We start from the raw sequence: 26,415 nt of genomic DNA, 5'->3' as shown, positions 1-26,415 counted from the left end.
TATTTTACTGAATCGGTTACACTAAGTTGGACAGATACTATAAGGGCTAGTAGACTTAACATACTAACCTAAAGGGAGCCTGCTATTATGCCACGTCAACGTCGAACTTTTACAACAGAATTCAAATTACAACTAGTAAAGCTTTATGAAAATGGAAAGTCTCGTGCAGATATCTGTCGAGAATATGAAATAACGCCTTCTGCGTTAGATCGCTGGATTAAAAACCATCAAGAGACTGGCTCATTTACTGCAGAAGACAATCGTACTGAAGAAGAAAAGGAATTAATTAGATTACGAAAAGAAAACCAACGTTTAATGATGGAGAATGACATTTTAAAGCAAGCAGCGCTGATCATGGGACGAAAATAGATGTGATTCGAAACAACGCTCACAAATATTCAGTATCAGCAATGTGTAACGTCCTCAACATCGCCAAAAGCACCTATTACTATCACGCCAATCTGCGTGAAAAAGAAGCACATGACAAAGAAGAAGTTGAGCTTTCCAACGATATTCAACGCCTTTTTAAGGAAAGTCGTAGTAACTATGGTACTCGTAAACTTAAAGTAGAATTAGAGAAACAAGGTAAGATTGTTTCCCGTCGTCGAATCGGTCGAATCATGAAACAATTAGGACTGGTATCAAATTATACTGTGGCCCAATACAAGCTGCATAAGCAAACCTGTAATGAAGCACCAATCAAAAATGAGTTAGATCGGCAGTTTAAAACAGAAGAACAATTCGCAATAGTTGTCAGTGATTTAACATACGTCCGTGTTGAGAAAAAATGGCACTATGTATGCTTATTTGTCGACCTTTTCAATCGAGAAATTATTGGTCACAGTACCGGTCCAAATAAGACAGCAGACCTTGTATATCAAGCATTAGCTAGCATAAAAGGGAATTTACATAACATGAAGATGTTCCACACAGACCGTGGGAAAGAGTTTGATAACAAACTCATTTCAGGGGTCTTAGAGACATTTGGGATTCAGAAGTATGAAGGCTGCCCTTATGATAATGAAATGGCCGAAGCGATGTTCAAAGTATTTAAAACCGAATTCGCAAATGGCGCACACTTCGCTTCTCTTGAACAGCTATCTCTTGAACTTAATGATTATGTTCATTGGTTCAATAACATTCGAATTCACGGAACACTAGGCTATTTAACGCCTGTGGAATTCAAGAATAGGTCCTTATAAAGGTTGTCCAGTTTTGTGTTGACATTCCATTACATCTCAAAAAGCTACCTTTGTATCTGCTTATTCTTATCATTTGAACTAGTATAGTATACATATTTCAGAATTAGCACCTCTCCAGAAATCACTAACCCAGATGAAATGGGTAATAGCCATAACCATTAATAGATAAATCTTTTTCTAAAGTAATGCTATCATAGAGGATTATAATCGAGGTTTCTCGTTAATATGAAAACTTTTGAAAACTATTTTCATTAACAGTTTTTCGAGCTCCACACTAGCATATGCAAGAAGTGATGTATTGGTTATGCAGTTATTGTGGAGGTAAATTCAGTATTTAAATTTGCCAATTACAGCACTTATGTCACTCTAAGTTAGACCATTTTACTAACTAACTTTTTTATAATTTTTATAGGCTTAGATTAATTTTATTTAAGAGGTGTTAAATTCTCTATTAAATGAGAAAAATTAACAGAACATACAATTTTATGTTATTATAAAAAGGTAAAAAAAATTAACTAGGAGGTACATATGAAAAAACTAGTTTTAAGCTTATTTACATTATTACTAGCATCGACAATTTTAGTTCCGAATGTTAAAGTAGATGCAGCAGAAAATGAGGGTCTAAAGCAAATTTCATCTGTAGAAAGTTATGTAGAATATTTAGAAAATGATGATTCTGAAGAAGCAAAAGAAACTTTAGATGAATTTTTATCTTTAAGTGAAGAAGAACAAAAATTGTATCTTGAGGCACTAAAACCAGAAAATTTTCTTAAAATCAACTCCGAGGCTCAAAAAGCAATAGACGAAGAAATTGAAGTAGAATTAGAGAGTGGACAAAAAGTAGATGTTGAATTTATTTCAAAACAAATTAATGAAGTAGGATTTAATAATAGATTAATAACGCCTATGGCTACATATAAAATAACAACACCTTGGGCTGTGTGTGAAATGGAGATACTTGGTGTTACCGTTTCTAAATACCAAATCCGAATGATTTACCAATCAAACGGAACATCCAGTAGTTCAGTAGCATTACAAGTATACGATATAGAAAAATCACACAAAAACTATAACCCATCAATATGGACTACTAATGTAGGATATACAAATAAATATGTCTCAGGTGGTTACGGATATGGTGGTTATCAATGGACATTATCCTCAACGGGTTCATTGGGCTTTTTAAGCGCCAATTTAGATTTGTATATCAAAGCAAAACCATCAGTTAAATACTGGAAAGCGGTATCAAGCCGTGATGATTGGGCAAGTAGTTGGAGAAAGTTCTAAATAATAAAAAAGCAGAGAGATTGAAGTAATCCCTAAAAGTTAGACACGGTTATTTCATCTAGGCAGCTGGGTAAATTGAGTTCGGTATTGCACTGGACTCAATTTTAATTTTGCCTTGATACGTTTCGTGTTGTAATAATACATGTATTTTTCTAGTTCCTGTTTAAACTGCTCGACACTTTCAAATTCCTTTAAGTAAAGGAATTCAGACTTCATAATCCCAAAGAAATTCTCCATCACCGAGTTATTATGACAATTTCCTTTACGCGACATACTTTGCAAAACGCCTCTTGCCTTTAGGGCATGGAGATATTGTTTCATCTGATAGTGCCCGCCTTGATCGGAATGAATTAGAAGTTTGTGTTCCTTTGGTAAACGTGCTAAAGCCTTTCCCGCATCTCTGAAACAAGTAGATACGTGGGTCTAGAGCCAATTGTATACGTGATAATTTCTCCGTTAAACAGGTCTAAAACAGGCGATAAATAGAGCTTTTCACCAAAAAGTTTAAACTCCGTAATGTCCGTTACCCATTTCTCATTCGGCGCTTCGGCTTTAAAGTTACGGTTTAAAATATTATCCGCAATTTTGCCAACTTTCCCTTTATACGATTTATATTACTTCATGCGAACTATACATTTTTAACCATGTTCTTTCATGATGCACTGAACCTTCTTATGATACACTTTTTACCCACGATTCGCTAGTTCGTCACAAATACGACGATAGCCATAACGTCCTTCATGTTCGTTATAAATACCTTGAATCTCGGCCTTTAACTCGGCATCTGAATCTAGTCGATTCATCTTTTTACTAAATCATAGTACATGCTACGTGGAATTTCTGCGAATGACACAAGCGCCTTCACCAAGTATTTATGCATTAATTCATAGATGACCTTTACTTTCTCTTCTTTGGTGATTTTTCCTTGGCTTGAACTAAGGCGTTCAACTTTTTTAAATACTCATTTTTCATACGTAGACAATTGATTTCTGCTTGAAGTGCTTCAGGTGAGCCTTCTATTGGTTTTGGTTGTTTGTTCGTGCGTTTCTTTTTCACGGATGGACGCCTCTTTGACCTTGGTTCAAGGGCATCTAAACCACCGTTCTCCATTTGCTTTTGCCAACTATACACCATTGCATAGCTAGAAATTTTAAAAAGAGCTGCTGTATCCATTAGTGACGCACAAGATTGAACCATGTAATTAAGTACACTTAGTTTAAATGGTACGGGATAATGTATTTGATAAGCTAAAACTGAGCCACCATCGCAGTTGAAAAGTGAGCCACTTTTATATGAAAATAATCCTAACTTCATAGAGTTAGGAGCGTATAGAGGTGATTTCTTTGGAGAAGAAACAAAAAGTTTTATTAGCCTTTCATAAAGAAAATAAGAGTCAACGTCAAATTGCGAAGGAGCTTGGGATTTCTCGGAATACTGTAAAAAAGTATATCGAAGAGGATCTTGAAAAAAGAAAGCAAGATATTCGAGAACTACCTATTACAGATAACTATGTAACGCCTCCGTCGTATAAAAAGCGAAAAGGCAATAAACGTGCATTAACACCTACGGTGATGAAACGTATTCGAAAAATGTTAAAAGATAATGAATTTAAACGGCAACATCAGATGCACAAGCAACAACTAAAAATGATTGATATTCATGAAAAGTTATTAGATGAAGGTTTTGAAATTAGTTATACCACTGTTAGAAATTTTGTAAATAGTGAGGAGAAACGTCAAAAAGAAGTGTTTATTCGTCAAAAGGCAACTGCTGGTCATGAGATTGAATTTGACTGGGGTGAAGTAAAATTAATCATTGATCAAACGTTACGTTCTCTTTCGATGGCGGTCTTTACCCTACCATATAGTAATGATCGATTTGCCTATTTGTATGAATCAGAAACAATGGTTTGTGTACAAGATGCACATGTAAAGTGTATTAACTATTTAGGCTTTGTACCAGAGGTATTTACATACGATAATATGCGAACTGTTGTAAAAAACTTTATTGGAACTGAGCGTGAGATTACCGATGGTATGAAAAATCTATCGATGCATTATCATTTTAAAATACGACTATGTGAACCGAGAAAAGGAAATCAGAAGGGGCATGTGGAGCGGAGTGTAGAATACATCCGTCGGAAAGCATTTGCCCATCGAGATACGTTTACAAGTTTAGAAGAAGCTCAGGCCTATCTAACAGAAATCATCATGAGATTAAACTCTCGTAAACATTATAAGAAAAATCAAACCCACCATGAATTAATGCTAGAAGAACGTGCAGCTCGGCAAGTAAGTGCAGATATTATTCCATTTGATGCCTCTGAGTTGTTTGAATTTAGAGTGGACAAATATAGCACGATTACTTATAGACAAAATCGTTATTCTGTTCCAGAAGGACATGTAGGAGAATGGGTGAAAGTAAAAGCGAGTGCGGAAAAAATTCTTATTTTTAGTGATAATGCCTGTATCGCAACACATAAGCGAAGTTGGCAGATCCATCAGTGGATTATGGATATCTATCATTACTTACGTACATTTGAAAAGAAAAAAGGTGCATTGGCTCAAAGTGAATGTTTGAGTCAAGCACCAACAAAAATAAAAAAATTATACAAAGATTATTATATTGGAAATGAGCGAGATTTTCTAGAGTTACTTATCTATCTAAAAGAACATAACAATCTAGAAAAAATCATAGTGGCAGTTGAACAACTTGAGAAGAACCCTATGGTTCAAATATCAACAGATAAGATTATTTTCTTAGCTAATCAATGCGAACACATTCATAAAACTGTACATTCCAAAAATGAGGTCACCACCCAATCTCTCGAAAATCTTTCAGCCATTACGGCATTATTCGAAACTAAAAAGACAGGGGTGCTTCATTAATGGATAAGCGACAAGAAATGATTGAAATGTGTAAAGAACTTCGACTACCAAGCATTCGAGGATTTATACAAGATGATGATATGTGGAAACAATATCAGACAGCAGAAGATTTCTTATATCACGCACTGGTCCAAGAGATGCAAGATCGAGAAGTGCGAGCAAAAGCGAATCGGATTCGTTCAGCGAATTTTCCAGAAAAGAAACTATTAACTGAATTAGAGACTGAGAGATTACCGCAAAATGCGGCCTCTCGTCTCTCTCATTTAAAGAAATTAGATTTTATTCAAGAAAAACAAAACGTTTTATTAATCGGATCACCAGGTACAGGTAAAACACATATAGCAATTGGTTTAGGAATTGAAGCTTGTTTAGCAGGTTATAAGGTGTATTTTACAACGGTGTCATCCCTTGTAAATCAGTTAAAAGAAAGCCGTTCTGAAAGAACGTTACGTTCATTTGAATTGAGGTTTGAAAAGTATGATTTAGTGATTATCGATGAGCTAGGTTACATTTCTTTTGATAAAGAAGGCGCAGAATTATTATTTACTCATCTTTCCCTACGGGCAGGACGAGCGTCAACGATAGTTACAAGTAATTTATCATTTGATCGCTGGGAAGAAGTTTTTCATGATCCAGTTTTAACAGCTGCTTTAACAGACCGATTAACACATAGAGCCTATATGATAGACATGGTTGGACCATCTTATCGAATATTAGATACAAAAGAATGGCTAGAAAATAGTTCGGTTTAAGTGGATCAGTTTTTAATTAATAAATGGCTCAATTTTTACTTGCGAAATACAGGATAATTTGTATAGGGATTCTTAAAGCCATCTTCTCAATGTAATTCATATAATTTTAACCAAAATTGAAGTTGCGCTCTTGTAACACCTATCTGTAACGCATATTCTTTTTGTGAAATCATAGTTGGATTAAAACCTTATATAATAGCCAATTTTATCTCGTTAGTAAATTTAGTCATAAAAAAACTGTATCTCCACTTGTAGATGTGTCTAACAAGTGGGGTGCAGTTCACAATAGTTTATTACACACAAGATGGAATTGTAAGTATCACATGGCTTTTATACCAAAATATAGGAGGAAAGTAATCCGTGGTGAATTAAGAAAAGAAATCGGAGCGATTTTAGGACGTCTATGTGAAATGAAAGACTTAGAACTATTAGAAGGACATGCAAGCCAGATCATATACATATACTGGTTAAAATTCCTCCAAAATTATCCATATCACAATTCGTTGGATATTTAAAAGGAAAGAGTTCTTTAATGATTCACGATAGACATGCAAATTTGAAATATAAATACGAAAATCGATCGTTTTGGGCAAAAGGATATTATGTCACTACAGTAGGTCTAACGAAAAAGCGGTAGCAAAATATATAAGGGAACAAGAAGCTGAAGATCGATTACGTGATCAAATGACGAGTAGAGAATATATAGACCCATTTAAACGAGATTAGAGAACAAATACGGTTGACGGTCAATTAAAAAAGCCCCTTTAGGGGCAGTTGGTAAGAAGCCATTATAGGGTATTAACTAAACCGCCTGTTTTACAGGCGGATATTTATTTAACATAAGTTAAAAACCATAACACGATAAGAATAATCATTATCCCTACAATAAAATATAAAACGTTTTTCAAATTTTGTCTCCTTCCTTTTGACGTTAAAAATTAATTTTATAGTAACATATTTTTAGTTAATGTGGAATTATCTGTAACAGATCTAAAAATTACTTAATATAATAGTAGATTATGTACGATGCATCATAATAATCTTGTCAGGTATCTTGTTTTAAATAGTGGAATGTCAACACAAAACTGGACAACCTTTATAAGGACCTATTCTTGAATTCCACAGGCGTTAAATAGCCTAGTGTTCCGTGAATTCGAATGTTATTGAACCAATGAACATAATCATTAAGTTCAAGAGATAGCTGTTCAAGAGAAGCGAAGTGTGCGCCATTTGCGAATTCGGTTTTAAATACTTTGAACATCGCTTCGGCCATTTCATTATCATAAGGGCAGCCTTCATACTTCTGAATCCCAAATGTCTCTAAGACCCCTGAAATGAGTTTGTTATCAAACTCTTTCCCACGGTCTGTGTGGAACATCTTGATGTTATGTAAATTCCCTTTTATGCTAGCTAATGCTTGATATACAAGGTCTGCTGTCTTATTTGGACCGGCACTGTGACCAATAATTTCTCGATTGAAAAGGTCGACAAATAAGCATACATAGTGCCATTTTTTCTCAACACGGACGTATGTTAAATCACTGACAACTACTGCGAATTGTTCTTCTGTTTTAAACTGCCGATCTAACTCATTTTTGATTGGTGCTTCATTACAGGTTTGCTTATGCAGCTTGTATTGGGCCACAGTATAATTTGATACCAGTCCTAATTGTTTCATGATTCGACCGATTCGACGACGGGAAACAATCTTACCTTGTTTCTCTAATTCTACTTTAAGTTTACGAGTACCATAGTTACTACGACTTTCCTTAAAAAGGCGTTGAATATCGTTGGAAAGCTCAACTTCTTCTTTGTCATGTGCTTCTTTTTCACGCAGATTGGCGTGATAGTAATAGGTGCTTTTGGCGATGTTGAGGACGTTACACATTGCTGATACTGAATATTTGTGAGCGTTGTTTCGAATCACATCTATTTTCGTCCCATGATCAGCGCTGCTTGCTTTAAAATGTCATTCTCCATCATTAAACGTTGGTTTTCTTTTCGTAATCTAATTAATTCCTTTTCTTCTTCAGTACGATTGTCTTCTGCAGTAAATGAGCCAGTCTCTTGATGGTTTTTAATCCAGCGATCTAACGCAGAAGGCGTTATTTCATATTCTCGACAGATATCTGCACGAGACTTTCCATTTTCATAAAGCTTTACTAGTTGTAATTTGAATTTTGTTGTAAAAGTTCGACGTTGACGTGGCATAATAGCAGGCTCCCTTTAGGTTAGTATGTTAAGTCTACTAGCCCTTATAGTATCTGTCCAACTTAGTGTAACCGATTCATATCTTTATGATACTAGGCCAGATAAAAGTAATAAGTAAAAATGCAATATATTCGTACAAAAGAATTCATTTTGATAAAGTCATAGCTTAATGATATGGAGTGCATCAATTGAGAAAGAAAGACTTTCCTATTCAACGATTGAGCCAAACAAAGTTGATGTTTTGATACAGTTGAATTAATAGAACTTTAAACATTAACTTAAGCATTTAACTGATATAAATATAATTAATTGCATAAAGAATTAAAAAAGCTAAACCACAGGAATCAACTGAAGAAATTTCCTCCTTTTAGAGAGGAATCTCACCAAAAATTAAGACGGAATGATTTAAGTTCAGCCCTTAAATCCTTATATATCAGTGGTTATGTTGTAATAATAAAGTGCTCAACTGGTGCCTAAGTAAAAATATAGAGGTTTCTCATTAATTCCCAGAATTTTTGAGAGACCTCATTTTATTTTACGAAATAATCTTTGCTGTTAAAGCTAAATGTGGAGTATGAAGCCTTCATAACAGAAAACGTATGATTGAAACAAATCAGGAAAACCTAATGGCTAAAGATGTAGAAAGGAAGATGTTTTTTGAAGCATACAAAAGCCTTTTTTATTAAACTTGTTATGACCATTGGGGTTTTGTTCATCGTATTAAGTTTATTCTTTGGCGTTTCTTTTGCAGATATTCTGATCATCGGTCTTATTTTAACAATTGTAGCTTTTATAGGGGATTTGTTTATTTTACCGCGAATTGGTGGGATTTCGGCGACTGGTGCAGATTTAGTACTCGCCTTTTTAGTTATTTGGGCATTAGGTTCATTTTTATTCGACCCAGATATTTCAGCATTTTCAGCAGCATTATTAGCTTCTTTATTTATTGCTGGTGGTGAGTTTTATTACCATAAATATTTAATCGATCATTTATTTGAAAATGAAACGGAACGTCAAGTAATTGACCGTAAAAAGAATTTAATTACTCAAACTGAGTTTTCTGATGACTTCGATAAAGGTGTCAATTCAGAAAGACATAACAATGATCAAATATAAATGGATATAAAAGTTTTACCAGAGGTTTCTCATTAGATTCTTGAGAGACCTCTTTTTTATGATTATTTTAAGTGTTCGTATTAGCTTTGCCTTATTATTCTAAGCTTGTATAAGCAAGTCCTTCGTGGGTGATTGTATAAAATAAACAGTTCCCCTTTTGAGCAAAGAAGGCGATATCTTTATCTTCAAACTCTGTCAGTTTCACTTCATTATAATAACCATTAGAGTCTTGAATATGAAAGAAGAAGCTACTATAGTTATGTAAAAATTTAAGAATTTTCTTCTCATCCTGTTCAGTATACTCGTATTTATACATGGTGGAGGATTTCCCCTTTGTAGTCGTTCCCGTCCATGATTTCACTTTCTTTTTCGTTATTAAATAAGGTTCTAAAAATTGAACTAAATCATCCTTTTCATTATCTCCATATGGGATTACTAACTCGATACATTTTGTTTTATTTTTTAATAGAGCTAGAATATTAAGAAAATCTTCCCTCTTATAAATGGGGACTTCTCTCATTACTTACACCTCATTCCTTAAAAAGTATAATGAACGAACTAAGATAACAGCTTGTACCTAAAGCCAAGCTGTTTTTTTATGATATATATCCCATCTTAAAGGCGTTTGCTACCATTTGGGTGCGATTACGGGCGTTTAGTTTCGATAATAAATTTTGGACATAGTCTCGGATTGTATATTCGCTTAAAAATAGAAGGGAAGCAATTTCTTTATTGCTGTATCCTTCAGAGATTAAATATAAAATACTTTTTTCCTTTTCGGTCAGCGTCTCTTCATTGTCAATCCGATGGCTGGAAGGTTTTCTTGCTAAAAACATGCCTAACCGTATTCCAGCTATTTCTAACGTATCAAGCAATGGTTTCGAGTAATCAAAAGATTCACCCTTTTGATCGAAAGTAAGCCATCCATATAATTGTTCGCGGTAAATAACCGGAATAAATATCGTGGAAGATAAATTAAAAAATTTGATCACTACATCAATGACATAGGGAGAAGGGTCTTTTACATATAAAGGCATTTTTAAGTTGAAGACGGGATGTTCTGCTGTTAATTTTCCTTTAATTCTTTGTACTAGTTCCAAATCATCACCATAAATTCCGTAAAATTCATTGGACCATGCATTATAGGCATAGAAGCTACAACGTTTAAACTCAAAAATTTCCTTCATTTCATTCATAATAATAGGAATCTCCTCAGATCCAGAAGAGGAAATGAGTATTTCACTAAGTTTATCTAATTTCTCAAGATAGATGGAATTTTGATTAGGCAAGCTGTTTGTCTCATCAATAGAGGCAAAGTACTGATTTGTTAAATTCGTAATTAATTTAGATTGGAAAATAAAAATTTGTTCTGTTTCTGGATGACGTTGGTTAAAAAGTAAACGAATGATGGCTTGTTCAAAAACGGAACGGAAATAGCTTAAAAACGTTCCTGTAATTTCATACATATAAACTTGAATAAATAAATGTAATTGATTGGATAAGTCATTCGTATTTTTGACGTCAATCTGTTTTGAGATAAATGATAGAAAGTCCTCTATAAATAAGGAGAGATTTTCCTTCTCTTTAGCAGATAGCTCTTCTGTTTGTTGAATATAGGAACGTGCATTTTGAATAATATGTGTCCGGTTAATTTTACAAAACAATACATATTGAATGGCCTTAATCAACTTTTAAGCCCCCTATAAATGTAGGTATATTTTCTACTATAATACCTCATTTTAAGGGTTATCTGTATGTGGTGAAAGGTTTAAAATAAAATTATTAAATCTAATATATGAGGAGAAATGATAATGAATCTTCAAAATGTAACCGTTGCTGGAAGTGGCGTATTGGGTAGTCAAATTGCATTCCAAAGTGCATTTTTTGGATATGCCGTAACTGTTTATGATATTAATGACGAAGCAATTAATAATGCGAAAGAACGTTTTACGAAATTAAAAGGTGTATACGGTGAATACTTTAACGACATGGAAAAAGCAGAAGCTGCTCTAAACCGATTAGTTTATAGCACAGATTTAGCGGAAGCAGTAAAAGACGCTGATTTAGTAATTGAAGCTGTTCCAGAAGTAACTGAAATTAAAACAAATTTCTATAAAAATTTAGGCGAAGTTGCACCAGAAAAAACAATTTTCGCATCAAACTCTTCTACAATGTTACCAAGCCAATTTGCAGAGTTTACAGGACGTCCAGAGAAGTTTTTAAATCTTCACTTTGCTAATGAAATTTGGAAAAACAATACAGCTGAAGTGATGGGGCACCCAGGTACAGATGCAAAATATGCTGATATCGTTGAGGAATTTGCCCGTACAATTGGTATGATTCCATTCCGTTTGCATAAAGAACAACCAGGCTATATTTTAAACTCATTGTTAGTACCATTTTTAGATGCAGCAATGGATTTATGGGTGAAAGATGTGGCAGATCCTCATACAATCGATAAAAACTGGATGATTTCTACTGGAGCTCCTACAGGTCCATTTGCGATTTTAGATGTAGTTGGAATGACAACTCCTTATAACCTTAATTTAGCAAAAGCTGAAAAAGGTGCTCCATATGCAAAAGCAATTGCAGAAAAATTAAAAACAGAATATATCGACCAAGGGAAAATGGGTGTAAGTAGTGGAGAAGGATTCTATAAATATCCAAACCCAGCTTATGCTGATCCAGACTTTTTAAAATAAAATTAAGAAGATAACGTTGATTGGCCAGCTATCTGTATTTATACAGTAGCTGGCTTTTTTTGAGAAGTTGTAAGAAATGTATTCAATATCTTGTAATACAAGATATTGTTTGGTATGATAAATTCAATACCTTGCAATACAAGTTAATTTGAAGAGGTGAATTATTTGTCTTCAACTCAAATGTTAAAAGGCATTATAGATGGCTGTATATTAGCTATCATCCATAAAAAAGAAGTATATGGCTATGAACTTGCAGAAAAACTAGAGGAATTTGGATTCGAATCCTTTAGTGAAGGGACGATTTATCCACTGTTATTACGCATGCAAAAAGAAGAACTAGTAACGTCGACATTAAAAAATTCAACTGCAGGTCCAAAAAGAAAATATTATTCGTTAACTGAAAAGGGTAAGGAGGAGCTACGACACTTTATTACGAGATGGGAAAAGCTACAATTTAGTGTAAATGCAGTGTTGCGTGAAGAATAGCATATTTAATCGAGAGGAATGAAAATAAATGGATAGGGAACAGAAGTTATCAAAGAAAAGTCAATTATTTTTAGAAAACTTAAATGTTTATTTATTTTCTAGTGGTAAAGATGAAGGGCAAATTAATTCGATTGTGGATGAATTAGAAGATCATTTAATGGAGGCAGAGGCTAAAGGGAAAACCGTCGATCATATTGTCGGACAATCACCAAAAGTTTATATGAAATCGTTATCGCAGGAAATGACGACAGATTTTAAAACTATCTATAAATATTTATTTATGATCATATTGGGTGTGCTTTCTTATACGGTGCTAATAGATGCCATTCAAGGTCCTATATCATACTCATTATTTGAATTAATAGGAGTAATTTTAATTAGTCTTATAATGGTTCTTGCCATTAGCGTTGTCTTGAAGTATATTGCTGCTAATAATGTATCAAAAATGAAGGAATTTGGACTTTATTACTTCATGAGCTGGTTATCGGTTGCTCTTTTTGTAGCACTCATTTATTTTAATGACTTAATGAATACACCTATACTACATTTTGGTGAAATGGGTACAGTCATTACAGTCATTATAACGTTACTCTTTTTAATTGGATTTTCCCTATGGTCTAAAACGTGGCTATTAGTTATTGTGTTAGCTCTTCTAGTAATACCAGATTTTCTTTTTAAATTTATCGAGATTCATACAAATATACAATTTTTATTAACTTCAATCATTCCATTTGGTGGTATTGCCATTTATTTATTTTTTTATGCACGAAGTCAAATGAAATAATAAATAGGATAAATAAAAACTGTGCAAAAAAGAACTGTCTAACATTAACAAGACAGTTCGAATTTTTTGTACAGCTTTTTCATAGAAGGATTATTTCTTTGTCTCTCTTTTCATATGCAAATAACGCCAAATCGTAATAGAGATTTCATGGGCTTCCGCTTCGTGGGATGTACCACGGAAGGATTTGTTAAATGCTGACAGAATGGCTTGCATTATGTGAATATGTTCATTCTCTTTATCAAGTTCCTTCAATAAATATTTCGTATATTCCATTCCGCTTTCTGGATCCTCAGGTGTCAATCTATCTAAAAAGCCTTGAAGTTGTTCAAGCAGTGCCTCTTTTTGGATGACTTTTTGTTTTATTTTTAGTTGTAATGCTTGAATTACTTCAGATGTAATTAAAATATGCTGTGATTTTAGTTGCCGTTCGATTATCGCATCGACATGATTCATGACTACTTGTACAACTTCTTCTGGTGTAGCGGATTGTTTTTTTCTTGCCATTGTTAATACTCTTAATGATTGTTGGATCATTCCTAGTGCCTGGACTGCGCATTCATAAGAAATCTCCCGAACGCCTTCACCATAAACGTCGATTAAACGACTAGCAAGCCAGTTTAATTCAGCTATCATATGTTTTTCAAGTACTTTTTTTAATTCGGCATCCGTATTTCCAACTAATGATTCGAAGATTTGTACTAAGTTTCGTTTACGATTTACGTGGGTAAGAATGGCAATTTGTTTAATTAATATTTCTTTATCCGATGGATCTTGATTTAAGGCCATTTCATACCGTGAGCTTACTGTTTCTTCTCGTGTTTCTTCTAAAATAGCGATCAAACATTCATTTTTAGAGCCAAAATGATTATAAAAAGTTCCCTTCGATACATTTGCAGTAGAGATTATGTCAATAATAGAAGTATCATTAAAACCTTTTTCAATAAAAAGTTGACGTGCAGCATGAATGATCTGCCGTTTTCTTTTATTCATATTTTCACCTAGTTCTTGTCGATTTTTATACTTCAAGTATAAATTGAAAACACTTTCATTTCAACGTTTCAGTGAACAAATATTTTTATGTTGAAAAAAATGGACTATGGGTATAAAATGTATTTCGGGGATTGAAATGAATAATGAGAGAGAGATGAAAAATAGATTATGGGTAATGAGCAAATATTGAAAAAGCCACCTTATCTAATGATTGGTATTCTTTTTGTAGGTGCTTTTGTTGCTTTTCTAAATAATACTTTATTAAACGTAGCACTTCCTACCATTATGGTAGATTTAAAAGTCGAATATACTACGGTACAGTGGTTAGCCACTGGATATATGTTAGTGAGTGGGGTATTAATTCCTGCGTCAGCCTTTTTAATCACTCGTTTTAAAACAAGACCATTGTTTATTTTTGCAATGAGTGTTTTTGCGATTGGTACACTATTAGCTGCAATCGCTCCTAATTTTGGTGTATTACTAGCGGGGAGAATGATTCAAGCGGTTGGATCTTCTGTTATGGCACCGATTTTAATGAACGTTATGTTAATTAGTTTCCCAGTTGAAAAACGTGGGTCTGCAATGGGTGTTTTCGGTTTAGTTATGGTTGCTGCACCAGCAATCGGTCCAACATTATCTGGTTGGATTGTAGAACATTATGATTGGCGCGTACTATTTGAAATGATTTTACCAATCGCCATCATTAGTTTATTACTAAGTATTTGGAAATTAGAAAATGTCTTACCTAACAAAAAAGTAACATTAGACTACTTATCAATTGTACTTTCAACAATCGGTTTTGGTGGTATTTTATACGGATTTAGTACAGCGGGAAGCCATGGTTGGACAGATCAAATTGTTATTACAACAATTGTCGTTGGTGTTATTGGTGTTATTTTATTCGTCGTTCGTCAATTGAAAATTGAAAAACCAGTATTAAGTATGGAAATCTTTAAATCACCGTTATTCGCATTGTCTGCGATTATTAGTGCAGTATTAGCAATGGCGATGATGGGTGGTATGATTTTAACACCGGCTTATGTTCAAAATATTCGTGGTATCGAACCATTCGAATCCGGCTTAATGATGTTACCTGGTGCGATTGTTATGGCCATTATGTCACCAATTACTGGTCGTTTATTTGACAAATTTGGACCAAGAATTTTAGCGATGATTGGTCTGACGATTACAGCAATTTCAACATACTATTTATCTGAATTACAAGTGGATTCAACATACTTCTATATTATTTTTGTTTATACAATTCGTATGGTCGGTATTTCATTAGTAATGATGCCAATTATGACAAATGGTTTAAACTCATTACCATTGCGCTTAAATCCACATGGTACAGCAGCAAACAATACGATTCAACAAGTTGCTGGTTCTATTGGAACAGCCGTTTTAGTCGCAATTATGAATGCGAGAACAACAGCTACTGGCGAAGATTTAGCAGCACAAGCACAGGCAAATGCTACTGGTCCGATGTCAGAAGAGCAAATGGCAACATTACAAGCACAAATTACACAACAAGCATTATTAGATGGAATTCAGTATTCATTTGTAATCGCAGCAATTATTACAGTTGTTGCCCTAGTGTTATCATTCTTCTTAAGACGTGCTAAAAGCCCTGAAGCGGTCGCTGCGAATGATAAAGCACTTAAAGATGCGAATGTATCAAAAGCAAATGTGTAAAAATAAATAAGTTATACTAATATCTATAAATAAAAGTCGTCTCTTCGTGAGGCGACTTTTTCTTTACATCCTTTTGGTTTATAATTCTATGTTTTAATGTTTAAAAATAGTTTTAAAACATTATGGTACAAATTAAATACTATTCTTTCAGCGATTACGGTGGTTAATCGTGAGTAACATTTTGATAAATAAATCTTATAACTTGTATAAAAATAGGGCTGGTGTTAAATTTGTACTCATAAATCAGCTTTTATAGGATGGATAGACTAATTAAAAAATTATGAATGAAATGATAATATTATTGATAGTTTCCTTAAGTGAAAAATATTTTGAGATACTAAAACCTATTTGGGAGGTGTTTAGTTTGCAAGCAGAAGTTTATGAACAGTTTTTTATCAATTCATCGACACCCTATTCCTGTCATAAAATTTTATTTGATGGAAACGGAATCCCTTTTGATTTTGAATTTATAGCCATTAACAAAGCTTATGAAGAGCTAATGGATATAAAGGGCGAAAATATATTACATAAGCGGTTTTACGAAGTTTTTCCTAATAGTTGGGAAGATAATGAGAAATGGGAAAGGTTTCTCGATGATACCATTCGCAATCAAAAACCTTCCCAAATAGATATTAGGAGAGCAAATGTCCCGAAATGGGTTCGAATCATCTCCTTCCCACTAAATAATGATTTGTACGGTTGTATTTATTTTGATGTTACTAAAGAGTATTTACAAGATAATGAGATTGAAGGTTTTTTAAAGGTGAATATTGATCTACTTTCTGTTATGGATATACACGGCTACTATATAAGAGTTAATCAAGCTTATGAAAGAATTTTAGGATATAAAGCAGAAGAGATTGAAGGAAAAAGTTTTAAATTGTTAGTTCATGAGGAAGATATTCCTAAAACGAATCAAATTTTAGAACAGTTGAAAGATCAAAAGTTTATTTCGAGTTTTGTAAATCGCACCCGACATAAAGACGGAACTTACCGTTATTTAGAATGGCGTTCCGAAATAAACGGGAAATATATTTATAGTTCTGCTAGAGATATAACAGAGCATCGGAAATTAGAAAGAGAATTATGTGAAAAGAATAAAAACCTAGCTCGTTTAACAGAAGAATTGAAAGAAAAAAATAAAATATTAAAAAACCTTGCCATTACAGATGATTTGACGGGAGTTTATAATCGTCATTTCTTAAACGAAAAAATTAAAATAAAAATGGACCAAGCAGATATTGAAAACCGTCCGATTTCAATGGTCATTGTTGATTTAGATTACTTTAAAAAGGTTAATGATACTTACGGGCATCCGGTTGGTGATGAGGTGCTAAAGTCAACAGGTAATCTTCTAAAACAACTGATTCGTTATTCGGATATGATTATTCGTCTCGGTGGGGAAGAATTTGTCATTATACTTCCTAATACAACGGTAGATGGAGCTTATAATATTGCAGAAAGAATCCGACAGAAAATCGAACAATATAATTATCCAGTTGCAGGCCGATTAACAGCGAGTTTAGGAGTCGCTCAAAAAAAACATTCGGAATCATTCGAAAGTTGGTATGAAAGAACTGATTCTGCCCTTTATCAAGCGAAGGAATCAAAACGAAATTGTGTAGCAAAAGCGACTATTCCTTCATAATCTAATAAAGAAAACATTCCCATTGTTATTCACTATTACTACGTGTTTTGAAATCACCTTTTAAAGAATACACTAAAATAAGTGTGTTCTTTTTTTATTTTCCTTTTCTCGATGTCAGCTTTTTTAACATCTGTTTTTGTGTATAATGGATGTAAGTGGTGTGTTATTAATTTTTTTTTGGGGGTTTTGCGGATGGATGTTCTTGATATACTAGAAAGATTAGACGAAATGAGCGTCTTATTTGAACCAATCTATAGCGCTGACGAGCATGTAATCGTAGCGTATGAAGTAATAGGGGAATTTACCGACGGGGAAGAAATGTTTAACATTGTAGACTTTACATATGATGAATCAATACCTATAGATATTCGGAATGAAGTAGAGCGTTATTTAATAAAAAAAGCGATGGAAATAGCAAAGGAAGAAGTTACGTCAAGCCAAGTAAGTCTCTACCTTCCTTGCAACCCAAATTTACTAATGGAGGATTTTGGTGATGGTTATTTTCAACTGTTAAAAGAAGAGATGGATGAAAGTTTATTACCATATATTTATTTAGTTATCCCGGAACATAAATTTAACGGTGAATTTGAGCAATTACAACATCCGATTCGCTATATAAAAACTTACGGGGTGAAAGTGGCGTTAGATAATATTGGCTCAGACAGTAATTTAGATCAAATTCTCATGTTAGAGCCGGCCGTATTAAAAATAAATGTAAGTCAATTAAACTACAATGTATGGGGTGCCCAAAACCATGTTTTTACGACGATTCAATCATTAGCTGTTAAAATTGGTGCAACACTTATGTTTGATAATATCCAAACGGACTATCAATTGCATCATGCTTGGAAAAACGGCGCACGTTATTTTAAAGGAGTTTATTTACAACAACCTTCTAATCAATTTCTTTCAAAGGATACATTGAAGGAAAAATTTCGCAATGAATGTAAACAATTTATTTCTACAGAAAAAAGACTGTTAGAAGTAAAATATGAGGAAATGAAGAAGTTACAAAAAACAATTGCGAACATTGTTGAGTATACAAAACCAGATGGTAAAGATGTTGATAAACTTTTACAATTAGCAAAACAATTAGAAAACTATGCCTTCCGGTTTTATATTTGCAATGAAGAAGGATTCCAAATATCCCCTAATATCGTTCGCAAAAATGGCAATTGGAACGTAGAGGAACAAGCAATCGGTAAAAACTGGAGTTGGCGTCCGTATTTTCTATTTAATATTATTAAGCTACGGAATGATGTGAAAGGTGAGCTTTCGGACATCTATAGTGATATAGCAACGGGTGAACTTACTCGTACTTATTCGATGGCATTAAATGAACACGAATATTTATTTGTCGATTTGACATATGATTATCTTTACGAGCATAACATTGTAAATTAACGAGTTCCTATTCGTATGTTTCGGCATATGAATAGGAATTTTTATTTAATAGAGATGTTATGATGAGACTAATAGAAACATAAAATATTAGGTGTAATTACCATGAACGATAAAGGGAGGAAACAAGATTCAAATACATGTTGTCCAGCCGGGTCAATCGTTATGGGGAATCGCACAAGCTTATAACTCTACTACGCAAAATATTATCGAAGCAAATCAAATTGAAGACCCAGAACGTTTAGTCGTCGGTCAAGCGTTAGTTATTCCGATTTATGGCAGCTTTTATTGGGTGCAACAAGGCGATACATTGTACGCTATTTCTCAAAGGTTCGGTTTAAGTGTCGAAACCCTGGCGCAAGTCAATGGAATTAATGTCAATACACCTTTATATGTTGGCATGCGATTATATGTTCCGCCAATGCAAAAGCGAGATGCAGAGGTAAATATTTATATTGAACCAACGGGTGAATCGATTAGTGAGGAATTGTTAACGGAAGCAAGAAATGTAGTACCATACTTAACATACTTAGCTCCCTTTAGCTTTGAGGCTAGAAGAGATGGTAGCCTTGATCCCATTCCTACTGAAGGACTTCCTGAAATTGCAGAAGCGGGTAATGCTTCGTTAATGATGGTTGTATCGAATTTAGAAAATGGTCAATTTAGCGGTGAGTTAGGAAGGGCCATTTTACAAAGTACTGCAGTTCAAGAAGTGCTATTAGAAAACATCGTCGATGAAGCAAGAAGAATTGGCCGTGTTACAGATATTCATTTTGATTTCGAATTTTTACCTGCGGATCAAAGGGAAGCGTATAACAATTTTTTAAGAAGGGCAGCAGATTATTTACATGGGGAAGGCTTTTTAATATCGACAGCCTTGGCACCGAAAACGAGTGCGGAACAGGCCGGACAATGGTATGAAGCTCATGATTATAGAGCCCATGGGGAAATTGTTGATTTTGTTGTACTCATGACCTATGAATGGGGTTATTCTGGCGGTCCACCTATGGCAGTGTCACCTATTAATGAAGTGGAACGAGTCATAAATTATGCCTTAACAGAAATGCCAGCGAATAAAATTATGATGGGTCAAAATTTATATGGATATGACTGGACTCTTCCGTTTGTAGAAGGTGGGGAATACGCACGGGCAGTTAGTCCACAAAGAGCGGTGGAGTTAGCGAGAGATTATAATGTTACCATTCAATTTGATTATACAGCCCAAGCTCCCCATTTTAATTATGTGGACGAAGAAGGCAATGCCCATAAAGTGTGGTTTGAAGATGCTAGATCGATTCAAGCGAAGTTTAATTTAATGAAACGGCTAAACTTAAGGGGAATAAGTTACTGGAAATTAGATTTTGCTTTCCCACAAAATTGGTTACTTATTGAAGAAAATTTCAATGTTGTAAAAAGACAAACGGAATAAATTTTTCAAATAGATAAATGAAATATGATTATTTTGAGCAGTCTTAAGTAAAAAGACTGCTTATTATTTTGTTTGGGGGCTTGTCATAAGTAATTACTTAATGACATTCCTTTTTTTATGGAAAAATAATGGACATTTTAGATACCTTTCGAATAAAATGAATATATGAATATATAATCATATATAAGGAGATGGGAATCCAATGGGAGATATAGTAAATCATCCTCAAGAGTTAGATGAAGAAACATTATTTCTTGTTTCACAAACATTTAAGGCATTAAGCGATCCTACTCGTATTCGCATTTTAAATCTTTTATTTACAAGGGAATATTCGGTTAATGAAATCGCTGACGCTTTAAATTTAAGACAGTCAACGGTATCCCATCAATTACGTTTTTTAAAAAATTTACGATTAGTAAAATATCGTAGAGAAGGTACAACTTTATATTATTCTTATGACGATGAGCATGTAATGGATATGTTAAAGCAAACAATTGAGCATTCTATTCATAGTTAGAACGATTTTCTTGTAAGTAGGACAAATAAATCTTTTTTACTCAATAAATTAAAGGAGGCATTCCATTGGGACACGGACATGATCATGCGCACCATCATCATACCCATGGTGCAAATAAAAAAACGTTAACAATTGGGTTTGTCATTATAACAGCGTTTATGCTTATAGAAGTAATCGGGGGAGTAGTAACAAATAGTTTGGCTTTGCTTTCTGACGCTGGTCATATGTTAAGTGATGCTGTTTCTTTAGGAATAGGAGCACTTGCCTTTAAATTTGGCGAAAAAGTGGCTAGTTACAGTAAAACATATGGGTATAAACGGATGGAAATATTAGCTGCCGTTTTAAACGGTGTAGCCTTAATTTTTATTTCACTATTAATTATTTATGAAGCGATTCAACGTTTTTCTAATCCACCAACTGTGGCATCGTCAGGGATGCTCATTATTGCGATTATTGGTTTGCTAGTAAATATTCTTGTTGCTTGGATATTACTGCGCGGTGGTGATACAAAGGAAAATTTAAATATACGTGCCGCCTTTTTACACGTTATTGGTGATATGTTAGGTTCTGTTGGAGCTATTATTGCTGCATTAGTGATTATGTTATTTGATTGGGGATGGGCAGACCCTCTTGCTAGTGTGATCGTTGCAATAATCGTCCTTATAAGCGGCTATAGAGTTACGAAGGATTCTGTCCATGTTTTAATGGAAGGTGCGCCGAGTAATATCGAAATGGAACAGATTATTAAAGTGTTTAAAAGTAAACCAGGTATATTAGATATCCATGATTTACACGTCTGGTGTATTACAAGTGGACAAAATGCACTATCTTGTCATGCGGTAGTTGATGGGACGATGACTCTTTCAGAAAGTCAAAGTTTGCTAAAAACTATTGAACACGATTTAGCCCACTTAGGAATCGGCCACATTACTGTGCAAATTGAAGATGAAAAACACGCCCACGACAATTCGATTCTTTGTTGTCAAAATGAACACGAGATAATCCATCATCACCATTAATTAAGTAGGGGAACTCTTAAGAAAGAGGACTCCTACTTTTTCTCTGTCATCCTAAACTTATAGCTTTTATAAAGGATGGATAAAATGAGTGTACATAATACGAGTTTAAGGGTGAATGGATTGGAAAAGAGAAAAAATCTTTATGATGAACCTTTTAATTTTTGGTCAGGCATTTTCTTTGGATTAGGAATGGTCGCCTTTATCGATGAAGCGGTTTTCCATCAATTATTACATTGGCATCACTTTTACGATTTATCTACAACGAGTGTTGGGTTAATATCTGATGGGATTTTTCATGCGTTTAGTTGGTTTGCAACGGTTGTGGCCCTTTTTATGGTAGCGGATTTACGGAAAAGAAAAGTATGGAATTTTAAAAGATGGATGGGTTCCGTATACGTAGGGGCGGGTACATTTAATCTATACGATGGCATTATTCAACATAAAATTATGCGAATTCATCAAATCCGATATCATGTTGAAATCTTTTACTATGATGTTGTATGGAATGTATTAGCCGCTCTAATGATTATCGTCGGACTCATTTTACTAAAAAAGAAAAAGACACTTGCTCCGTTAAAGAAGATAGGTGATGTGTAATGCATCATCATGGTGCGTTTCATGAAACGGGTTCTAGTTTTGATTGGTTATTCCTTTGCATTCCCTTTGTTTTGCTTATCATTTTCTATATCGTTGCTGTTATTTATTCCAATAAAAAATACAGAAAGTGGCCAGCCTATCGTACCCTTTGTTGGATTGCGGGTGTAAGTGGCATTGCTTTAGCGTGTATAGGGCCCATTGCCGAGAAAGCCCACACAAGTTTTCAAGCCCATATGTTTACCCATTTGCTCCTCGGTATGTTAGGTCCACTACTATTAGTATTCGCATCACCAATGAGACTTGTTTTAAGAACAGCACCAGTAAAAATAGCAAGGGTAATAACGAAGTTTTTAAAAAGTCGATATGTCCAATGGATTACCCATCCCATTTTAGCAACAGTTTTAAACGTAGGTGGACTTTGGGTTTTATATACAACGGGACTATATGCAGCTATGCATTCAATATTTCTACTTTATGTGCTAGTCCATCTACATGTTTTTTTAGCGGGGTATGTTTTTACTGTTTCAATGATTTACATTGATCCAACACCCCATCGTACAAGTTTTTATTTACGTTCTACGATGTTAATACTTGCAATGGCCGCACATAGTATATTATCGAAATGGATTTATGCCCATCCGCCAGCAGGAGTGGAAACGATGGATGCACAGGTAGGCGGGATGTTCATGTACTATGGAGGAGACGCTATAGATTTAATCATTGTCATTGTTTTATGTTCCCAATATTTTAGAGGTCGTATAGGGAAGGAAATAAATACAAACATTAACTTAAAAACCTCCATCAAGTGATGGAGGTTTATTTCTTTTTCGTTATTTCCTTTAAAGTTTGAAGAACAGCTTTAAAAGGTTGTTGTTGTCCGACAGAGAAAAAGTCTTTAAAGGGGTCTCCCACTGTCTTTAATCTTTCTAGAACAATAGGAATAGGGAATTGACTAGGATGTAACTTACTATTGACTTCGTGCCACTCGAGGGGTGTCGCAATTAACCCCTTTTCATTTCCTCGAGTCGAATAAGGGCTAATAATTGTTTTACCTTCTGCGTGCTGAATATAATCCAAATATAATTTATTTCCCCGATTTTTTTTCATACGTTCAATCGTAAACCAATTCGGGTTTTGTTGGACTAAAAATTTGCAAACAAATTCTGTGAAAATTCTTGTTTCATCAAAGGTAAAGGTATCCTTTGGCAATGGGATATAAATTTGCAATCCTTTTCCCCCGGAAGTTTTAACGAAGGACGTTAAATGAAATTTATCAAAAATAGCTTTCATTTGTTGGGCGGCTTCGATGGCTAATGAAAATTCATCAACAGAAGGGGGATCTAAGTCGAATACAATTTCCGTTGGACATGACGTATCGACTGTTTTAAACGGGATATGGAATTCGATAGCAAGTTGATTTCCTAACCATAATAATGTATTTAAACTATTACAAACGATATAGTGTATGTCCTCTTCTAATTTTGTCTCAATAAAGTCCGGTGCGTAGTCCGGTGCATTTTTTTGATAAAAACTTTCCCCTGGAACACCATGGGGGAAACGAATGGACGTTAATAAACGATTATTTAAAAAGGGTAAAATGTGGGGTGCTACCTGTTGAAGGTAAAAAATAAAATCATCTTTTACTAAATTAAGAGATGGGAAAACAGGTTTGTCCGGATGGGTAATTTCCACTTTTTCTGGTATTGGATTGAGTTGACGCAGCATGTTTCTCCAGTTTATTTCAGTTGGGTCTGCATCAAATCGAAAGGAATGAAAGCGCGGTTCCCGAAGCTTCCTACCATCGAAATCAATACATGCGATATTCACACATATAGAAGGGGGAAGTTGCCAAGTTGTTGATGTAATTTGATTTCCCTCCCCTTGAAAAAAGCGGGCTAAAGTTTGAAATTCCTCATCACTAAGTCCATGGCGAAAGGTTGTAATTTCTTCTAATTTTCCATTATGATAAACGGCCCCATTAAAAAATCCGTTCGTTTGATCAAATAAAGTTAAAATCACCGTTACAATGCGCCAATTCTTTTCCTTTAACCAATGGGATGAACGTTTCCCACTTTCCCAAACGCTCGTTTTCTTTTTGGCAATAAACCCTTCACCATTATATTGACGAATGTTTCCCCACAGTTCATCTTTATTGTCGTAAACGTCGATTAATTGAAGTGTTCCTTTTTCTTTATATGACGGTTTAGTTCCTAATGGTGACTTTTGAAATAATTTCGTTAACATCTTTTTTCTTTCCAATAGTGGTAACTGGGAAATATCTTTTCCTTCATATTGAAGTAAATCAAAGACGATAAAATTGCAAGGAAACCTTTCGCTCGCTTCGGAAATTGTTTTATATGTTCGAGTCTTCCCTCTAGATTGTACGGTTGAAAAATCACTTTTAAAATCGTTGACTAAATAAACGATTTCTCCGTCTAAAGTAAGCGGTAAATAAGGGGCAACTTGTTCTTTCATACGATTACAATAATGAATAATTTCAGGAAAATAAGTTGTTAATTCCTTTTCGTTGCGGCTCATTAAAATCGGGCCATTCGCATTCCACTCCAAAATACATCGAAAGCCATCATACTTTGTTTCATATTGCCATTCTTTACTGTCAGGGACAGTGTCAACGGCAGTTAATAGCATCGGTTTCATTTATAAAACCTCTTTTTCCTTTAGTTTTTGATTAAATGAATTGGTTATACATAGAAAACCAATGTTCTCAACATAATAAGCAAAAAAGTAGGTGAAAAAAATGCATACCGTTTGGAAAGGGAGTATTAGCTTTGGATTAGTAAATATCCCCGTAAAGCTTCATGCAGCAACTGAAAATAAAGATATTAAATTGCGCCAATTGCATAAGGAATGTCATAGTCCCATTAGTTATCAAAAGGTTTGTCCAGTTTGTGAGAAGGAAATAAAGAATGAAGAAATTGTAAAAGCCTATGAGTACTCGAAAAATAAATTTGTTGTGCTTGATGATGAGGAATTGGAAAAACTTCGGAAAGAAAATGAAGATAAATCAGTAGAAATTATTGAGTTTGTAAAGTTAGATGAAATTGATCCAATCTACTTTGAACGAAGCTATTTTATGGCACCTGACAGTGGTGGAGGAAAAGCTTATGCGTTATTAAGAAAGGCACTAAGTGATTCAGGGAAGATTGGAGTAGCGAAAATTACAATTCGTTCGAAGGAGCAACTGGCCATTGTTCGTGTTTATGGTGAAACATTATTAATGGAAACGATCCATTTTCCCGATGAAGTGCGTAGTGTAGCAGAAGTTCCGAACATACCAAGTGAAGATAAAATAGCTGATAAAGAACTGGATACAGCTTTGTTACTTATCGAGCAGCTAACAGCAAAGTTTGAGCCAGAGAAATATAACGATGATTACCGAACAGCGTTATTGGAATTAATTGAACAAAAGAAAAATGGCGAAGCTACCGTTGCAGCTGCTGAAAAAGAAACAGTCATTCCAGCTGATATGACTGATCTTATGTCGGCCCTTCAAGCATCCCTTGATAGAACAGCACCAACGAAAAAGAAAACAGTGACAAGAAAACGAAAAACAAAAGAGAAAAAAGAAGCGTAATGGAACGTAGGATAAGCAATGATCAATTGCTCCTCCTACGTTTTTAATTTTCAGAAACTTTCAAAAATGGTAATATAAATAAAAAAGAAGTGAGGG

The 26,415-nt window shown here is 34.3% G+C and carries 22 protein-coding genes and 2 pseudogenes; 18 read left to right on the top strand and 6 right to left on the bottom strand.

Annotation, left to right across the window (positions count from 1 at the left end; genetic code table 11):
* The first annotated feature begins 87 nt into the window (after window positions 1-87).
* Both MHH69_RS16460 and MHH69_RS16455 read left to right on the top strand, forming a co-directional pair.
* Window positions 88-1,202, top strand: a protein-coding gene (locus tag MHH69_RS16460) for an IS3 family transposase (protein WP_341361906.1) whose coding sequence is annotated in 2 segments (ribosomal slippage) — window positions 88-367 and window positions 367-1,202 — 1,116 coding nt in all. Because the reading frame shifts where the segments join, the coding sequence is not laid out codon by codon here.
* A 528-nt stretch (window positions 1,203-1,730) separates the two neighbouring features.
* Window positions 1,731-2,489, top strand: a complete 759-nt coding sequence (locus MHH69_RS16455) for a hypothetical protein (RefSeq protein WP_341362780.1) — start codon at window positions 1,731-1,733, stop codon at window positions 2,487-2,489.
* A gap of 54 nt (window positions 2,490-2,543) precedes the next feature.
* Here the strand turns inward: MHH69_RS16455 and MHH69_RS16450 are convergent.
* Window positions 2,544-3,725: pseudogene (locus MHH69_RS16450) on the bottom strand (IS3 family transposase); the annotation flags it as partial.
* Between the two features lie 107 nt (window positions 3,726-3,832).
* Between MHH69_RS16450 and istA the strand changes: the two are divergent.
* From istA to tnpA, 3 genes and pseudogenes are all read left to right on the top strand, one after another.
* On the top strand, window positions 3,833-5,377 hold the full coding sequence (gene istA, locus MHH69_RS16445) for an IS21 family transposase (protein ID WP_341361467.1): 1,545 nt from the start codon (window positions 3,833-3,835) through the stop codon (window positions 5,375-5,377).
* Window positions 5,377-6,129 (top strand): IS21-like element helper ATPase IstB, encoded by a 753-nt coding sequence (gene istB / locus MHH69_RS16440; RefSeq protein WP_341361466.1) that lies wholly within the window; start codon window positions 5,377-5,379, stop codon window positions 6,127-6,129. The genes istA and istB overlap by 1 nt, the downstream gene beginning before the upstream one ends.
* 323 nt (window positions 6,130-6,452) lie before the next feature.
* Window positions 6,453-6,855, top strand: a pseudogene (gene tnpA, locus MHH69_RS16435) (IS200/IS605 family transposase).
* A 370-nt stretch (window positions 6,856-7,225) separates the two neighbouring features.
* Here the strand turns inward: tnpA and MHH69_RS16430 are convergent.
* Window positions 7,226-8,340, bottom strand: a protein-coding gene (locus MHH69_RS16430) for an IS3 family transposase (protein ID WP_445954569.1) whose coding sequence is annotated in 2 segments (ribosomal slippage) — window positions 7,226-8,094 and window positions 8,094-8,340 — 1,116 coding nt in all. Because the reading frame shifts where the segments join, the coding sequence is not laid out codon by codon here.
* A 657-nt stretch (window positions 8,341-8,997) separates the two neighbouring features.
* On the opposite strand from MHH69_RS16430, the gene MHH69_RS16425 reads away from it, so the two are divergent.
* Window positions 8,998-9,456, top strand: a complete 459-nt coding sequence (locus tag MHH69_RS16425; protein WP_122972209.1) for a DUF2512 family protein — start codon at window positions 8,998-9,000, stop codon at window positions 9,454-9,456.
* 94 nt (window positions 9,457-9,550) lie between these two features.
* On the opposite strand, the gene MHH69_RS16420 is transcribed toward MHH69_RS16425, so the two are convergent.
* Together MHH69_RS16420 and MHH69_RS16415 are read right to left on the bottom strand one after the other, a co-directional pair.
* Window positions 9,551-9,976, bottom strand: coding sequence for a hypothetical protein (locus MHH69_RS16420; protein ID WP_122972210.1), 426 nt, complete (start codon window positions 9,974-9,976; stop codon window positions 9,551-9,553).
* Window positions 9,977-10,052: 76 nt separating this feature from the next.
* On the bottom strand, window positions 10,053-11,144 hold the full coding sequence (locus MHH69_RS16415) for a response regulator transcription factor (RefSeq protein WP_122972211.1): 1,092 nt from the start codon (window positions 11,142-11,144) through the stop codon (window positions 10,053-10,055).
* A 123-nt stretch (window positions 11,145-11,267) separates the two neighbouring features.
* Here MHH69_RS16415 and MHH69_RS16410 point away from each other — a divergent pair, with 123 nt between their 5' ends.
* The 3 genes from MHH69_RS16410 to MHH69_RS16400 all read left to right on the top strand — a co-directional run bounded on the left by MHH69_RS16410 (window position 11,268) and on the right by MHH69_RS16400 (window position 13,428).
* Entirely contained in the window at window positions 11,268-12,158 is an 891-nt protein-coding gene (locus MHH69_RS16410) for a 3-hydroxyacyl-CoA dehydrogenase (protein ID WP_122972212.1), read from the top strand.
* Between the two features lie 180 nt (window positions 12,159-12,338).
* Window positions 12,339-12,644, top strand: a complete 306-nt coding sequence (locus MHH69_RS16405) for a PadR family transcriptional regulator (RefSeq protein WP_122972252.1) — start codon at window positions 12,339-12,341, stop codon at window positions 12,642-12,644.
* Between the two features lie 28 nt (window positions 12,645-12,672).
* Window positions 12,673-13,428: a DUF1129 family protein gene (locus tag MHH69_RS16400; protein WP_341362779.1), complete on the top strand. Its 756-nt coding sequence runs from the start codon at window positions 12,673-12,675 to the stop codon at window positions 13,426-13,428.
* A 90-nt stretch (window positions 13,429-13,518) separates the two neighbouring features.
* Here the strand turns inward: MHH69_RS16400 and MHH69_RS16395 are convergent, their stop codons facing one another.
* Window positions 13,519-14,418, bottom strand: a complete 900-nt coding sequence (locus MHH69_RS16395; RefSeq protein WP_122972214.1) for a TetR/AcrR family transcriptional regulator — start codon at window positions 14,416-14,418, stop codon at window positions 13,519-13,521.
* Window positions 14,419-14,586: 168 nt separating this feature from the next.
* On the opposite strand from MHH69_RS16395, the gene MHH69_RS16390 reads away from it, so the two are divergent.
* From MHH69_RS16390 to MHH69_RS16355, 8 genes are all read left to right on the top strand, one after another.
* Window positions 14,587-16,113: a DHA2 family efflux MFS transporter permease subunit gene (locus tag MHH69_RS16390; protein ID WP_341362778.1), complete on the top strand. Its 1,527-nt coding sequence runs from the start codon at window positions 14,587-14,589 to the stop codon at window positions 16,111-16,113.
* 364 nt (window positions 16,114-16,477) lie between these two features.
* Window positions 16,478-17,761 carry a sensor domain-containing diguanylate cyclase gene (locus MHH69_RS16385; protein ID WP_158599701.1) on the top strand — a complete coding sequence of 428 codons (1,284 nt, stop codon included), beginning with the start codon at window positions 16,478-16,480 and terminating at the stop codon, window positions 17,759-17,761.
* A 192-nt stretch (window positions 17,762-17,953) separates the two neighbouring features.
* Window positions 17,954-19,165, top strand: coding sequence for an EAL-associated domain-containing protein (locus tag MHH69_RS16380; RefSeq protein WP_341362777.1), 1,212 nt, complete (start codon window positions 17,954-17,956; stop codon window positions 19,163-19,165).
* A gap of 127 nt (window positions 19,166-19,292) precedes the next feature.
* Window positions 19,293-20,591, top strand: a complete 1,299-nt coding sequence (locus MHH69_RS16375) for a glycoside hydrolase family 18 protein (protein ID WP_341362991.1) — start codon at window positions 19,293-19,295, stop codon at window positions 20,589-20,591.
* 202 nt (window positions 20,592-20,793) lie between these two features.
* Entirely contained in the window at window positions 20,794-21,108 is a 315-nt protein-coding gene (locus MHH69_RS16370; RefSeq protein WP_122972219.1) for an ArsR/SmtB family transcription factor, read from the top strand.
* 65 nt (window positions 21,109-21,173) lie between these two features.
* Window positions 21,174-22,127 (top strand): cation diffusion facilitator family transporter, encoded by a 954-nt coding sequence (locus MHH69_RS16365; RefSeq protein ID WP_122972220.1) that lies wholly within the window; start codon window positions 21,174-21,176, stop codon window positions 22,125-22,127.
* Between the two features lie 84 nt (window positions 22,128-22,211).
* Entirely contained in the window at window positions 22,212-22,724 is a 513-nt protein-coding gene (locus MHH69_RS16360) for a DUF2243 domain-containing protein (protein WP_122972221.1), read from the top strand.
* On the top strand, window positions 22,724-23,533 hold the full coding sequence (locus tag MHH69_RS16355) for a cytochrome c oxidase assembly protein (protein WP_122972222.1): 810 nt from the start codon (window positions 22,724-22,726) through the stop codon (window positions 23,531-23,533). The genes MHH69_RS16360 and MHH69_RS16355 overlap by 1 nt, the downstream gene beginning before the upstream one ends.
* A 7-nt stretch (window positions 23,534-23,540) precedes the next feature.
* Here the strand turns inward: MHH69_RS16355 and MHH69_RS16350 are convergent, their stop codons facing one another.
* Window positions 23,541-25,382: a DNA ligase D gene (locus MHH69_RS16350; RefSeq protein WP_341362776.1), complete on the bottom strand. Its 1,842-nt coding sequence runs from the start codon at window positions 25,380-25,382 to the stop codon at window positions 23,541-23,543.
* A gap of 100 nt (window positions 25,383-25,482) precedes the next feature.
* Between MHH69_RS16350 and ku the strand changes: the two genes are divergently transcribed.
* Window positions 25,483-26,319 (top strand): non-homologous end joining protein Ku, encoded by an 837-nt coding sequence (ku, locus tag MHH69_RS16345; protein ID WP_122972224.1) that lies wholly within the window; start codon window positions 25,483-25,485, stop codon window positions 26,317-26,319.
* Window positions 26,320-26,415 lie beyond the last annotated feature (96 nt).

Source organism: Ureibacillus sp. FSL E2-3493 (genome assembly GCF_038077515.1).
Taxonomy (GTDB): Bacteria; Bacillota; Bacilli; order Bacillales_A; family Planococcaceae; genus Ureibacillus; species Ureibacillus halotolerans.
This window is presented reverse-complemented; position numbering and strand designations above follow the sequence as displayed.

Bases quoted from the DNA above. Each gene is read 5' to 3' on its own strand.
- MHH69_RS16455 (WP_341362780.1), top strand. From the start codon at position 1,731: ATGAAAAAACTAGTTTTAAGCTTATTTACATTATTACTAGCATCGACA.
- istB (WP_341361466.1), top strand. From the start codon at position 5,377: ATGGATAAGCGACAAGAAATGATTGAAATGTGTAAAGAACTTCGACTA.
- MHH69_RS16420 (WP_122972210.1), bottom strand. From the start codon at position 9,976: ATGAGAGAAGTCCCCATTTATAAGAGGGAAGATTTTCTTAATATTCTA.
- MHH69_RS16410 (WP_122972212.1), top strand. From the start codon at position 11,268: ATGAATCTTCAAAATGTAACCGTTGCTGGAAGTGGCGTATTGGGTAGT.
- MHH69_RS16405 (WP_122972252.1), top strand. From the start codon at position 12,339: ATGTTAAAAGGCATTATAGATGGCTGTATATTAGCTATCATCCATAAA.
- MHH69_RS16400 (WP_341362779.1), top strand. From the start codon at position 12,673: ATGGATAGGGAACAGAAGTTATCAAAGAAAAGTCAATTATTTTTAGAA.
- MHH69_RS16395 (WP_122972214.1), bottom strand. From the start codon at position 14,418: ATGAATAAAAGAAAACGGCAGATCATTCATGCTGCACGTCAACTTTTT.
- MHH69_RS16390 (WP_341362778.1), top strand. From the start codon at position 14,587: ATGGGTAATGAGCAAATATTGAAAAAGCCACCTTATCTAATGATTGGT.
- MHH69_RS16380 (WP_341362777.1), top strand. From the start codon at position 17,954: ATGGATGTTCTTGATATACTAGAAAGATTAGACGAAATGAGCGTCTTA.
- MHH69_RS16370 (WP_122972219.1), top strand. From the start codon at position 20,794: ATGGGAGATATAGTAAATCATCCTCAAGAGTTAGATGAAGAAACATTA.
- MHH69_RS16360 (WP_122972221.1), top strand. From the start codon at position 22,212: ATGAGTGTACATAATACGAGTTTAAGGGTGAATGGATTGGAAAAGAGA.
- MHH69_RS16355 (WP_122972222.1), top strand. From the start codon at position 22,724: ATGCATCATCATGGTGCGTTTCATGAAACGGGTTCTAGTTTTGATTGG.
- MHH69_RS16350 (WP_341362776.1), bottom strand. From the start codon at position 25,382: ATGAAACCGATGCTATTAACTGCCGTTGACACTGTCCCTGACAGTAAA.
- ku (WP_122972224.1), top strand. From the start codon at position 25,483: ATGCATACCGTTTGGAAAGGGAGTATTAGCTTTGGATTAGTAAATATC.